General features: G+C 57.5%; 10 protein-coding genes and 1 pseudogene. 4 read left to right on the top strand and 7 right to left on the bottom strand.

Going from position 1 to position 12,107, the window contains the following annotated elements:
• The first annotated feature begins 31 nt into the window (after window positions 1-31).
• Window positions 32-859, top strand: a complete 828-nt coding sequence (locus tag BQ7486_RS09885) for an RNA methyltransferase (RefSeq protein ID WP_022372589.1) — start codon at window positions 32-34, stop codon at window positions 857-859.
• 62 nt (window positions 860-921) lie between these two features.
• Window positions 922-1,572 (top strand): annotated as a pseudogene (gene cysE, locus BQ7486_RS12135) (serine O-acetyltransferase); the annotation flags it as partial.
• 622 nt (window positions 1,573-2,194) lie between these two features.
• On the opposite strand, the gene BQ7486_RS09895 reads toward cysE, so the two are convergent.
• From BQ7486_RS09895 to BQ7486_RS09920, 6 genes are all read right to left on the bottom strand, one after another.
• Window positions 2,195-3,739 carry an FAD-dependent oxidoreductase gene (locus BQ7486_RS09895; RefSeq protein WP_235836786.1) on the bottom strand — a complete coding sequence of 515 codons (1,545 nt, stop codon included), beginning with the start codon at window positions 3,737-3,739 and terminating at the stop codon, window positions 2,195-2,197.
• Entirely contained in the window at window positions 3,739-4,086 is a 348-nt protein-coding gene (locus BQ7486_RS09900; protein WP_022372592.1) for a cytochrome c3 family protein, read from the bottom strand. The genes BQ7486_RS09895 and BQ7486_RS09900 overlap by 1 nt, the downstream gene beginning before the upstream one ends.
• A 253-nt stretch (window positions 4,087-4,339) precedes the next feature.
• Window positions 4,340-5,764, bottom strand: a complete 1,425-nt coding sequence (locus BQ7486_RS09905) for an aldehyde dehydrogenase family protein (protein WP_022372593.1) — start codon at window positions 5,762-5,764, stop codon at window positions 4,340-4,342.
• A gap of 118 nt (window positions 5,765-5,882) precedes the next feature.
• Entirely contained in the window at window positions 5,883-7,079 is a 1,197-nt protein-coding gene (locus BQ7486_RS09910) for an aminotransferase-like domain-containing protein (protein WP_074009895.1), read from the bottom strand.
• Window positions 7,080-7,102: 23 nt separating this feature from the next.
• Complete coding sequence (gene putP, locus BQ7486_RS09915) at window positions 7,103-8,581, bottom strand: sodium/proline symporter PutP (protein ID WP_022372595.1); 1,479 nt, start codon at window positions 8,579-8,581, stop codon at window positions 7,103-7,105.
• A 107-nt stretch (window positions 8,582-8,688) separates the two neighbouring features.
• Window positions 8,689-9,447, bottom strand: a complete 759-nt coding sequence (locus BQ7486_RS09920; protein WP_074009896.1) for a biotin--[acetyl-CoA-carboxylase] ligase — start codon at window positions 9,445-9,447, stop codon at window positions 8,689-8,691.
• Window positions 9,448-9,533: 86 nt separating this feature from the next.
• Here BQ7486_RS09920 and BQ7486_RS09925 point away from each other — a divergent pair, with 86 nt between their 5' ends.
• Entirely contained in the window at window positions 9,534-10,121 is a 588-nt protein-coding gene (locus BQ7486_RS09925) for a flavin reductase family protein (RefSeq protein ID WP_074009897.1), read from the top strand.
• A 66-nt stretch (window positions 10,122-10,187) separates the two neighbouring features.
• On the top strand, window positions 10,188-10,385 hold the full coding sequence (locus BQ7486_RS09930; RefSeq protein ID WP_074009898.1) for a hypothetical protein: 198 nt from the start codon (window positions 10,188-10,190) through the stop codon (window positions 10,383-10,385).
• A gap of 63 nt (window positions 10,386-10,448) precedes the next feature.
• On the opposite strand, the gene guaA is transcribed toward BQ7486_RS09930, so the two are convergent.
• Window positions 10,449-12,014 (bottom strand): glutamine-hydrolyzing GMP synthase, encoded by a 1,566-nt coding sequence (guaA, locus tag BQ7486_RS09935; RefSeq protein WP_074009899.1) that lies wholly within the window; start codon window positions 12,012-12,014, stop codon window positions 10,449-10,451.
• Window positions 12,015-12,107: the final 93 nt, after the last annotated feature.

The following is a 12,107-nucleotide window of genomic DNA, read 5'->3' on the forward strand; positions in this document are numbered from 1 at the left end:
TGCCTTTTTATTCTCAAGCGGGAACATTGCTGTGGATCACGTACCTCAGGCCTCAGAGCGCGTTCGTTTTATTTTGGTGGAACCGAGCCACCCGGGCAACATCGGGTCGGCCGCGCGGGCGGTTAAAACCATGGGCTTTACCGACCTCAGGGTTGTGAACCCCAAGGATCCGGATTTCAGAACGAATCCGGAAGCTGTGGCGTTTGCGACGAGCTCCGTGGACGTCCTTGAAAACGCCCGCACGCATGAAACGCTTCTCGACGCACTGGAAGGCGTCACGCAGGCCTTTGCTTTGTCGGGCTACAGCCGCGAGTTCGGGCCTCCGATTGAAGACTTAAGAACGAGTGCGGCAAGGGCCGCCGCGTGGCTTGAGAGGGACGACAAGCCCTGCATCGCGTTTGTGTTCGGGACGGAGCGAAGCGGCCTTACTAACGAGCAGATGGATCTGTGTCAGACGTGCTCGGCGATTGCCGCAAACCCGGAAAGCCCGAGTCTGAACCTCTCGCAGGCCGTGCAGATTACGGCCTATGAAATGCATCTCGCGCTTTTGTCGGACTCGCACCATGATCATGAGCTCTACACCTGGCAGGAGCGCTTTGAAAAGGAGCCTGCGGCAAGCGTCAAAGCCATTGAAGGGTTTTACGGACACTGGCAGCAGGCGATGACAGCCTGCGGTGCACTGAATCCCGATGAACCCAAAAACCTCATGGCGATGAGCCGCCGGCTTTTCGCGCGCAGCGGTCTCACGCAGCGCGAAGTTGATCTTCTTCGCGGGATCTGTGCGGCCGTCATCCGCTCGAAAAAAGACAGAATCGGCACCAAAGACGCGAAAAAGAGCATGACGGACGCGAAAAAGTAAGGCAGTTCGCTCTACAATCAGACTATTGGCCTCAAAGACTGCACACAAAGGACAGTTTTCCCATGTTTGAACGCATCCGCGAAGATCTGAAAACCATTTTTGAGCGGGACCCCGCCGCGCACAGCAAACTGGAAGTGGCTCTGTGCTACCCCGGGTTTCATGCGCTCATCATGCACCGCTGGGCCTACTGGTGCAATCTGCAGGGCTGGCCCACGTTTGCGCGCTGGGTGAGTCATGCTGCGCGGTTTTTGACGGGGGTTGAAATTCATCCGGCTGCCAAAATCGGGCGCCGCGTCTTTATCGACCACGGTATGGGCGTGGTGATCGGGGAGACCGCGGAGGTGGGCGATGACTGCACGATTTATCACGGCGTGACCCTGGGCGGAACAAGCCTCGGGCGCGGTGAAAAGCGCCATCCCACGATCGGTAACGGCGTCGTGATCGGGGCCGGTGCTCAGATTCTCGGGGGCTTTAAGGTGGGTGACAACGCCCGCATCGGCTCCAACGCCGTTGTGGTGAAACCCGTTGCCGCCAACGAAACCATCGTGGGTGTGCCGGGCCGCAAGGTTGCGGAAGGCGCCGCACAGAAAAAACTCAATCACGAAGGGTTTGCGGCTTATGCAGTAACGCCCGGCGAACGCGATCCCTATGCGGCTGAAATCGCACGGTTAAAGCGTGTGGTTGAGGAGCAGCAGGCGGTGATTGAAGCGATGTCAAAGCAGGTTGGCTTTAAACCGGAAAGCGTGAAACTGGCCGCGCCTGCTGAAGTCAAGGCGGAAGGCAAACCCGCCCGTAAGACCCGCACGGTAAAGACCGCCGCAAAGGCTACGGCCGCGGCAGCAAAGACCGCTGCGAAAACGGCCGCCAAGCCCGCAGCGAAGAAAACCGCTGCCAAAGCCAAAACAACGGCTCGTAAGACGGCAGCAAAGGAAGCGGCTCCCAAAAAGACAGCCGCCAAGAAAGAGACGGTAAAGGCTGAAGAAAAGCAAGCCTGAGTTTTATAAGGCTCAGCAAAAGCCTGTGGCAGGGACCGGTAAAACGGATCCGGCGCAGGCTTTTTTGTTTGATGTCAAAACGCGTCTCCGTACCCGTAGAGCGGTTGCGTTTTAAATGTTCCTGTGGTGCATGGGACGCCCGGGCAGACAAGGCCTCAAAAACCTTGGCTGTTACGGGAAAGCCTGCACCGTGTCAGGAAACCCCGCGCTTTCAAGCGCGGGTTGTTTAGGGTCGAAAAAAGGCGATGGATCGCTCCGCCGCCTTTTCGTTTGAGACAACTGTTGAACTTAAGCGACACCTCAGGCCTAAACCACGGCCCGCAGTGTCTTAAAGCCCCGATCAGGCTTCTTTATAGCCCGTGATGTAACGCCCGGCCATAAAGCCCGAGGTGTGGGCAAAACCGCAGGCGTTGCCGCCGCAGTAAAACGCGCCGTGCACGCCGGCAACCGTTTCACCCGCAGCGTAGAGGCCTCCGACGGGCTTCATATCCCAGCCCAGAACCTCAAAGTGCTCAGTGACACGCACGCCGCCGCAGGAGAGGTTGTTCCACGGGAACATGCGGATCATGTAGTAGGGGCCCTTGCCGATCTTGTACTTCTGATCGGTGCGCCCGAACTGGTTGTCAACCTTCGTGTCAACGGCCTTGTTCCAGACGGCGATCTGATCTTTGAGTCCCGCAAGATTCACGCCGCTTTCTTTGCAGAGTTCTTCAAGCGTATCGCACTTCCAGAGGTTTTCCTGCTTGGCAAACTCGGCAAGCACGCGTTCTTCAGACCAGGATGGCAAACCCACCAGTGCCGAAAGCTTGATCTTCTTTAACGTGCGTTCCCACCCGGCCTGATCCGTCAGAACGTAGTGGCAGCCGTCGGGGTTCGCGGCCAATTTCGGCGTTACGTGGCAGATGCCTTCAAGCTCGGTGACAAAGCGCTTGCCGTTTTTGTTCACGAGAATGCCGCCCTGACCGGTGATAAACCACCAGCGGCAGTAGGGGCCGTTGCGGCCGTTAACAACAATACCGCAGGGGTAAGACGCAATGTACTGCATGTGCGAAAGCGGCACACCCACGTCGCGCACGGCAACCATGAGGGCCTCACCGGTGTTGCTGGGGCCCCCGATCACAACGCCCTTGCCTGCAACGCTCGGCACCCAGCGGTCCAGCGACTCCGCAGAGCCCGTGATGCCGCCCGTAGCCATAATCACGCCCTTTCGCGCACGGCAGGTGACTTTTTTGGCGCCCGTGCCGCATTCAACACCCAACACGCGGTTTGTCTTCGGATCAAAGAAAAAGCGGGTAAGGCCGCAGCCGTGGTGAATCACGAGCTTACGGGCCGCAATTTCCTTGGTGAGCACTTCAATGTAGTCACGTCCCTTAAAGGAATCCTGACGGTGAGCACGCACGTGCGTGTGGCCTGCGTAGGGTTCGAGGTGGTGTTTCGCGAGCCCATGGTCTTCAAGCCAGTCAAAGGCTTCGCCGGAGTGCTTTGCGAAAGCGTAGACGGGTTCTTTGAGGCTCATGTGTTCGCCGTAGGCGATGATGTCATCGGCAAAAGCCTTCCAGCTGTCTTTGATTTTGGGATCGGCCTTCTGCATGCGGGAGCCGTAAGCAGTGAAAAGACCGCCGCAGAGGTTCGTGGCCGTGTGAAACGGGCTCATGCCCTTATCAAAAATCTCAACCTTGGCGCCGCGGTCAAAGGCCTGGCAGGCAGCCATGAGGCCTGCGCCGCCGCAGCCTAAAACGACGACGTCGGTTTCAATGTCCCATTTGGCGGGCGCGGGATTGGCAACGGAAGCAGCCTGAGCAGGAAGCGTAACGGCAGCACCCGCGGCAGCAGCGGCTGCGGTACCGAGGAAACGGCGGCGGGTCAGATCATTGGTGCTCATCATCACTCTCCCTTCATCTTGAGGTTATTAAACGTGTGGCAGTCATTGCATTCCACGCGCGACTTCGTGTGCATCTTGTGGCAGTTGGTGCATTCCTGTTCGCCGCGGTGATTGAAGTGCGGGTTGGGATTGACCTTCTGCGTCTTCTTGGCTACGGCGTCATAGCTCTGGTGGCACTGAAAGCACGTTTCCTTTTTGGGCGCGGTCATCTGACCGTTGGCATGGCACATGCTGCAGGGGACTTTGGCGTGGGGGCCTTTGGCAGCGGAGGGCATGGCCGCGTGAGCGGGAAGGCATGCCGCAAAAGCTGCGGCCAAAGCGATTGCCGTAAGCGTTTGCTTCAGGGACATAGGTGTTCTCCTGGGATGTTGTTCTGACGGCACAGACCGAAACCGGGATCTCGGATCTGCGACTTTTTAAGGGCTCTGATGAGCTTTTCTTAACTGATGCTTATGATATGAATTCGGCCGGCAGACCAACCCATACCTCGGGATAGGCCCATACATCCCGCGGGCGGTAGTAAGGAGTGCGGAAAACTGATAAACACAAAAAAACGCCGTGCGGAAAGTCCGGACGGCGTTTTTGAAAACCTTTCGTCAGAAATCAAAAGGTGCTGTGATCGTAGACGGCTTTTAATTGCGTGAATTCCTTTAAGCCCTCGATGCCGCCCTCGCGCCCGATGCCGCTTTGTTTGTAGCCGCCGAAGGGCGCCGTCACGTCGCGCCCGGCGTCGTTGATGTAGACGTTGCCGGACTTAATGCGGCGGGCAACGGCAAAGGCTTCGTCCTTCTTACCGAATACGGCGGCGTTCAGACCATAGATCGTGTCGTTGGCGATCTCCACCGCTTCATCGACCGTTTCATAGGTGATGATGCAGAGAACCGGCCCGAAGATTTCCTCGCGGGCAATGCGCATCGTGTTTTTGACGTCGTAAAAGACGGTCGGGGCAATGTAGTAGCCGTGCTTGGGCTCTTCGGGGACGCCGCCCGTGAGAAGCTTTGCGCCTTCCTTGAGTCCCAGACGGATGTACTCACTGATCTTTTCAAACTGCTGCTTTGTGGCAACAGGCCCGATTTTCACCGACGGATCTTCGGGGTTGCCGACCGTGAGTTCGCCGATATGTTCAAGGATCAGGCGCTTTACCTTTTCGAGGTCCTTTGCGGGAACGAGAAGCCGGGAGAGCGCCGTGCAGGTTTGTCCGCTGTTAAGAAAGATGGAACTGAAAAGTTTCGCAAGCGCCTTACTGTAGTCCTCACTCGGCAACCAAATGTAGGGGGACTTTCCGCCCAATTCCAGACTGATGCGCTTCACGCTCGTGAGCGCCTTTTGCGCAAGGGCAATCCCGACCGGGGTGGAACCGGTAAAGCTCACCATATCCACAAGCGGGTGCGTTCCGAGTGTGTCGCCCAACTTGGAGCCACGGCCGCTCACAAGGTTCACGACGCCCGCAGGGAAGCCTGCGCGCTCAAAGGCTTCGGTCATGAGAACCGCAGTCAAGGGCGTATGCTGGCTCGGCTTCATCACCACGGTGTTTCCGGCCAAAAGCGCCGGAATCACCTTCTGCACAATCTGCCCGAGCGGATAGTTCCATGGCGTGATGCAGGCAACGACACCCACGGGTTCACGCAGTACGGTGCTTTTGGCAAACTGCGTCTGGAATTTCAGCGTTTCCGCTGCGGCAATGTAGGACTCAATGCGGGTGAACTGATACTCGCAGTGTGAGATTTTCCCGAAACTTACCGGAGCACCGAGCTCCCGGGCTTCAAGAAGAATAATTTCATCGCGGAACTTCTTAAATTCCGCGAGCATCTTTTTCATAAGCGCAATGCGAAGCGACAGGGGCGTTGCCGACCAGTCGGGCAGTGCCGCGTGCGCGGCACGAACCGCGGCATCGGCGTCTTCGGTACTGCTGTCGGGAACCCGCGCAAAGTGTTCGAGCGTGGCCGGATTGATGACGTCAAGCCAGGCGTTGCTTGCCGGCCGGCACCATTTACCATTAATGAAATTCTGCTCAAACGGGTGCTGCATCTTTGAAACTCCGCAAAACGAACGTGCAGACAAAAAATAACGGACTGCAGTCGAAGGATACGCGCGCCGCAGTCCGTCTGAGAACAATGAGTGGAAAAAACTTGTTTCCGGGCTTCTTTTAAGCGAGTTCTTTCTTGATGAGGTCGGCAAAGATGCGCACGCCCTCACGGATTTTTTCCGGAGGTACCGTCACAAAGGAAAGCCGCGCCTTGTTCTTCTGGGGTTTGAGAGCATAAAAGGCCTCTCCGGGCACAAAGGCTACGTTGTGTGCGACCGCAGTCTTCATGAATTCTGTGGTGTCGATTGTGTCGGGGAGATTGACCCAGATAAACATGCCGCCCAAAGGATGCGTCCAGGATATGTCCCCGCGCGCGGGCATAAATTCCTTGAGTGCCTCAAGCATCACAGAGCACTGGTTCTTGTAGATCGCGCGCACCTTGGGAAGGTGTTCGGTCAAAAGGCCGCTAGTGAGCACCTCAGCCGCAATCTGCTGCGTGAGTGTGGACGTATGAAGGTCCAGGGACTGCTTAAGGCGCGTGAAGTTATCGAGCACGTCGCGCCGTCCGCAGACGTATCCGAGGCGCAGGCCCGGGGCAAGAATTTTGGAGAAGGTCCCGAGTCTGAGGGTCCTTTCCGGAGCCCAGGCTCTCAGGGACTTCGGCGGCGCCTTGTCGTACCAGAGTTCGCCGTAGGGATCGTCCTCCACAAGCCAGAAGTCGTATTCACGGGCTTTGTCAGCCAAAAGCGCACGGCGCTCTTCGGTCATCGTAAGGCCCGTGGGATTCGCAAACGTAGGCATCACGTAGGCAAAGCGAGCACCCGCGACCGAAGCGTTAATTGCGGCGGGGTTAAGGCCCGCGGCGTCCGCGGGCAGCGTTTCAAACGCGGGCATTGCGAGGCGAAACGCCTGCAGGGCTCCGAGGTACGTGGGGTTTTCAACCAAAACGCGGCTTCCTTCATCAAGGAAAACGCGCGCGGCAAGGTCCAGAGCCTGCTGCGAGCCCGAAACAATCTGCACTTCTTCCGGCTTTGTCGGCACGCCCTGCGCGGTTTCGCGTGCGGCGATGAATTCTCTGAGACGCGGCTCGCCTTCGGTGAAGGAGTACTGCAATGCGTGCGCCGCATTTTCCGCGAGCACCTTGTGTGCGGCCTCTTCGAGTTCCTTCACCGGAAACCCGAGGGGCGTGGGCAGGCCCCCTGCAAAGGAAATGACTTCAGGGCGGCTTGCAAGTTTCAAAAGCTCACGGATGAGGCTTGCCTTGGCGCCCGCCGCGGGGCGGCTTAAATGCGGCTTGGGGAGATTGGTCTGCGTCATATTTTTCTTCTTTTCGTTTTGTATCAGCGTTCGACCGCCACTTCGGCGATCACGCGGTCAAAATTCTTTTTGGTTTCTTCGTCGGGCTTTTCGGACATCAGGCTCGCAACCACAATCGCAATGAGGCCGAAGGCAAAGCCCGGAATCATTTCATAGAGCCCGAACCAGCCGCCCGCGTGCCAGACGATGACGGTGACGGCGCCGGTGATCATGCCGGCAACCGCTCCGTTACGGTTCATGCGTTTCCACCAGAGGCTCAACAGAATCACGGGGCCGAAGGAAGCGCCGAACCCGGCCCAGGCGTAGCTCACCAGCGAAAGGACAAGGCTCTGGGGGTCGGTCGCGATGAGAATTGCCACAAGCGACACCGAAATCACCATCACGCGCCCGAACCAGATGAGTTCACGGTTACTGGCCTTGGGGCGGATAAAGGCGCGGTAGAAGTCTTCGGTGAGGGTGGAAGAGCACACCAGGAGCTGGCAGGAAAGCGTTGACATCACGGCCGCGAGAATCGCCGCCATCAGAATGCCGCCGATCCAGGGGTTAAAGAGAATCTGCGAGAGCGCAATAAAGATGCGTTCGTGGTTTTCGGTGACAAGTTGCGCTTTATCGGCGTGCTCAGCAAAGTAGGCCGCGCCGAAAAAGCCCACGCACACGGCGCCGCCCAAGCAAAAGAGCATCCAGAGAATGGAGACGCGGCAGGCGCCCGGAATGACCTTAATGGATTTTGTGGCCATAAAGCGCACGAGAATGTGCGGCTGCCCGAAGTAACCCAGGCCCCACGCGAGAAGACTCACAATCCCGATAAAGGACTGGTTCGTCATCATGTTGAGCATGTTGGGGTTTATGGACTCAACGCGCGCCACCGTTGCAGAGAGCCCCCCTAAATCCATCACAACGGCAATCGGGGTGACGATCAGCGCAATGCACATCAGCGTTGCCTGAATCGCGTCCGTCCAGCTTACCGCCAAAAAACCGCCGATAAAGACGTAGAGGATGGTCGCTGCCGCACCGATCCAAAGGGCCGTCGAGTAGTCGAGGCTGAAGGTGTTTTCAAAAAGGCGGGCACCGGCGACCATGCCGCTGGCGCAGTAAATCGTAAAGAAAATCAGAATGACGGCGGCCGCAGCAATTCTCAGAATCCGGCTTGTGTCCTTAAAGCGGTGCGTAAAGAAGTCAGGAAGCGTCAGAGAATTGTGCTCAATCTCGGTGTAGACGCGAAGGCGCGCGGCAACGAGCTTCCAGTTAAAAAACGTCCCGATGATGAGGCCGATCGCGAGCCAGCTCTCGCTGATGCCGGCTAAAAATACGGCGCCCGGCAGCCCCATTAAAAGCCAGCCGCTCATGTCGCTTGCTCCGACCGATAAGGCCGTGACAAGGCCGCCTAAGCTTCTTCCGCCGAGGATGTAGTCATTAAACGTACGTGTGTAGTGCCAGGCAACAAACCCGAGCAGAATCATCAGCAGCATGTAGCCGCAGAAGGTGATGGCGGTAGGAGTCATCTCTGGAAATTCCCTGAAACAGTGGGCCCGTCTTGAAGAAGGCGGCTTCTGCTGCCTTTTTAACAGCGAGCGTTACATTCTAAACGCGAAAAAATGAGGACTTTTGCCTAATTTCCGGTCTTTGTGCGCGCAGCGAGGCTTCCTTCAAAGAAGGCTTTTTCGCTTTCCGGCATGGCGATAAGGATTTCGCCTGCGGCGTTAAGCCCCGTGAGCACCCCTTCAATAGCGGTACCGCGGATTGTGAGCGTCACCGGTTCGTTAAGCCACAAAAGCTCATGCACCCAAAGGTCCGGTGCCGGTTTTCCGGGGAAACGCCTGCGAAAGGCAAGAAAGACGCGCAGAAAGTTTTCCCAAAAGGAAAGGGGATCGGGAACTGAGGAGGCCGGCAGTATCTCCGCGAGACTTGCGGCCGGTAAAGCTGCGCCTTCGCGCATGGCGGCTGCAGTGGGGCTTGTCACCAGATTAAGACCAATGCCCGCCGTGAGGAGTTCCCCTTTACGCTCCAGGAGAATCCCTGCGGCCTTACACCAGCCTTTCCCGGGAACGTTGATCACGAGATCGTTGGGCCACTTAAGTTTCGCCTCAACTCCGAGGTCTTTCACGACGCGCAAAAGACAGGCGGAAACCAATTGCGGCGCCAAAAGTCCTGCCTGCATGAGCCCCGCATCAAGCCTGAGTGCCGCGTAGAGGTTGCCTTCGGTGCTCACCCACGTGCGGCCGTGCGTGCCGCGGCCCGCGCTCTGTGTACGGCTGATGACCGACGCATTTACCGGAAAGTTACCGGCTTCAAAGCGCCGGCGCGCCTCGTTCATGACGGTGTCGCAGGAGGAGAGTACGGCAATTGAAGTAGAGGAAAAGAGGGACATGGAAAGCGTGTTTTTTCGCAGAAAAAGACAATCGGAATTGAAATGTCCGGCACTACAATCGCAATCATCGTTTTGAGGAGCGAATTGTGTCAGCAGAAAATTTTGTGCCCGTTGCGGCCGACAAAGCCTATCGCCTCTTTAACCTCGGTGCAACTGCGCTGGTGTCCGCCGCGTACAAGGGCGATGAAGACGTGATGCCCGCAACCTGGGTGTGCCCGCTGGATTTAGTGCCCTTTAAGACAACGGCTGTGATTGAGCCTACCCATTACACGCGGCCTCTGATTGAAAAAAGCGGGCGCTTTGCGCTGCAGCTGCCGACCGTGGCAATCGTTGAAGAAACCTTAAAGCTCGGATTTGTGAGTAAAAACGACGATCCGGAAAAGCTCACGAAGAGCGGGGCTCAGTTTTTCAGAGCCCCTGGCTTTGACCAGCCTTTGGTGAAGGGCTGCGCCTGCTGGGCGGTATTTGACGTCATCAGGGAACCTCACAACGAGTCCGCCTATGACCTCTTTATCGGCACGTGCGTGGGCGCCTGGGCCGACCCCAGAGTCTTTGCCGGCGGTCACTGGAACCTTGAAGGGACGCCCAGAGAGCTGAGGCCTCTGCATTACGTTGCGGGCGGCCATTTCTACGCCACGGGTGACACGGTGGTTGTGCCCGGGTACGCTGAATAATTGACGAAGCGTCCTTTCCGGGTGCTAAAGTCCCGTCAGTTTTTTGGGCGGGACTTTTTTCTACTCATGCAATCCTTACGTTTCTTCGTTTTGGCAGCAGTTGCCGCAGCGGCACAGCCCGCGGCGGCGCTTGATCTCACGATTCTTCCCCAAGGGGCGGCAGTCGAGTGCGACGATATTCTCGAAATCGAAGTCTTTGAGCAGTACTTAAAGCGCTTTCCCGCCATCCGTAAACCCGAGACCGGGCGGATTCTCTGGCATTGACCGGTCAAAGAAAAAAAGCCCTGCCGGCTTGGTACCGACAGGGCGTGAAAGCACTTAAAGCGCTTATTCCCATTCAATGGTGGCAGGGGGTTTGCCGGAGACGTCATAGACGACGCGGTTGATGCCCTTGACTTCATTGATGATGCGGTTGGAGACGCGGCCCAAAAGCTCATAGGGAAGTTCCGACCACTTCGCGGTCATGAAGTCGCTTGTCTGCACCGAGCGCAGGCTCACCACCCATTCATAGGTGCGGCCGTCGCCCATGACGCCCACGCTTTTAACCGGCAGGAACACCACGAAGGCCTGGCTCACCTTGTCGTACCAGCCGCTTGCGCGCAGCTCATCGATAAAGATCGCATCGGCTTCACGCAGAATGTCGGCGTATTCGCGCTTGACTTCCCCGAGGATTCGCACACCGAGGCCCGGCCCCGGGAAGGGATGACGGTAAACCATCTCGGCAGGCAACCCGAGCTTGACGCCGAGCTCACGCACTTCGTCCTTAAAAAGCGAACGCAGCGGTTCAAGAAGTTTGAGGTGCAGCGTATCGGGCAGGCCCCCCACATTGTGGTGGCTCTTAATGGTCTTCGCTTTCTTCGTTTTCGCGGCGGCGCTTTCAATCACATCGGGGTAGATCGTCCCCTGAGCCAGCCACTTCGCGGCAGTGAGCTTGGCGGCTTCATCCTGAAAGACGTTTACAAACTCGCGGCCGATGATCTTGCGTTTGGCTTCGGGATCGGTGACACCCGCAAGAGCATTCATGAAGCGGTCAACAGCGTCCACGACGATGAGTTTTAACCCCATGTTCTTTTCGAAGGTTTCGCGGACCTGTTCGCGCTCGTTTTTGCGCAGCAGGCCGTTATCAACGAACACACAGGTGAGCTGTTTGCCGATGGCGCGGTGAATCAGCGCTGCGGCAACCGAGCTGTCGACGCCCCCGGAAAGGCCCAGAATCACTTCGTCGGTGCCCACTTCACGGCGGATCGTTTCAACGGCTTCGGTGATGTAGTCTTCCATGACCCAGTCGGGTTTGCAGCCGCAGATGTTTAAAACAAAGCGGTTCAGAATTTCGCGGCCCTTGACGGTGTGCGTCACTTCCGGGTGAAACTGCACGGCGTAAAAACCGCGGGCTTCATCGGCCATGCCGGCAATGGGGCACGAGGGCGTCGAGCACATCACCTTAAAGCCTTCGGGCATCTGAGCGACCTTGTCGCCGTGGCTCATCCAGACCTTGAGCATCCCTTCGCCGTTGGCGCCCTTAAAGTCTTCAATGCCTTCCAGGAGCTTCGTGTGGTTGTGGGCACGCACTTCGGCGTAGCCGAATTCGCGCTTGGTGCCGCCTTCAACGCGGCCCCCCAGCTGCTGCGCCATCGTCTGCATGCCGTAGCAGATACCCAAAACCGGGACGCCGGCCTTAAAGACGGCGTCAGAGACCTGGTCGTTGCTTTCTTCATAGGCGCTCATGTGCGAGCCCGAAAGGATGATGCCCTTCGGTGCAAACTGAGCGATGAATTCGGCGGAAACATCATTGGGGTGGACTTCGCAGTAGACGTGGGCTTCGCGCACGCGGCGTGCGATGAGCTGTGTGACCTGACTGCCGAAGTCGAGAATGAGAATTCGATCGTGCTGCATGTGTGGCGTTCTCGGTGAATTAACAAAAATCTTAACGAAAAGGCGCAGGTGTCAGTGGGTTTGAACGCCTGCGCCGTGGTTCCCGGATGCGGG

This window comes from Duodenibacillus massiliensis (assembly GCF_900128485.1).
Classification (GTDB): Bacteria; Pseudomonadota; Gammaproteobacteria; order Burkholderiales; family Burkholderiaceae_F; genus Duodenibacillus; species Duodenibacillus massiliensis.

Excerpts from the sequence above, each read along its gene's own strand:
- BQ7486_RS09895 (WP_235836786.1), bottom strand. The coding sequence starts at position 3,739 with ATGATGAGCACCAATGATCTGACCCGCCGCCGTTTCCTCGGTACCGCA.
- BQ7486_RS09900 (WP_022372592.1), bottom strand. The coding sequence starts at position 4,086 with ATGTCCCTGAAGCAAACGCTTACGGCAATCGCTTTGGCCGCAGCTTTT.
- BQ7486_RS09905 (WP_022372593.1), bottom strand. The coding sequence starts at position 5,764 with ATGCAGCACCCGTTTGAGCAGAATTTCATTAATGGTAAATGGTGCCGG.
- BQ7486_RS09910 (WP_074009895.1), bottom strand. The coding sequence starts at position 7,079 with ATGACGCAGACCAATCTCCCCAAGCCGCATTTAAGCCGCCCCGCGGCG.
- putP (WP_022372595.1), bottom strand. The coding sequence starts at position 8,581 with ATGACTCCTACCGCCATCACCTTCTGCGGCTACATGCTGCTGATGATT.
- BQ7486_RS09920 (WP_074009896.1), bottom strand. The coding sequence starts at position 9,447 with ATGTCCCTCTTTTCCTCTACTTCAATTGCCGTACTCTCCTCCTGCGAC.
- BQ7486_RS09930 (WP_074009898.1), top strand. The coding sequence starts at position 10,188 with ATGCAATCCTTACGTTTCTTCGTTTTGGCAGCAGTTGCCGCAGCGGCA.
- guaA (WP_074009899.1), bottom strand. The coding sequence starts at position 12,014 with ATGCAGCACGATCGAATTCTCATTCTCGACTTCGGCAGTCAGGTCACA.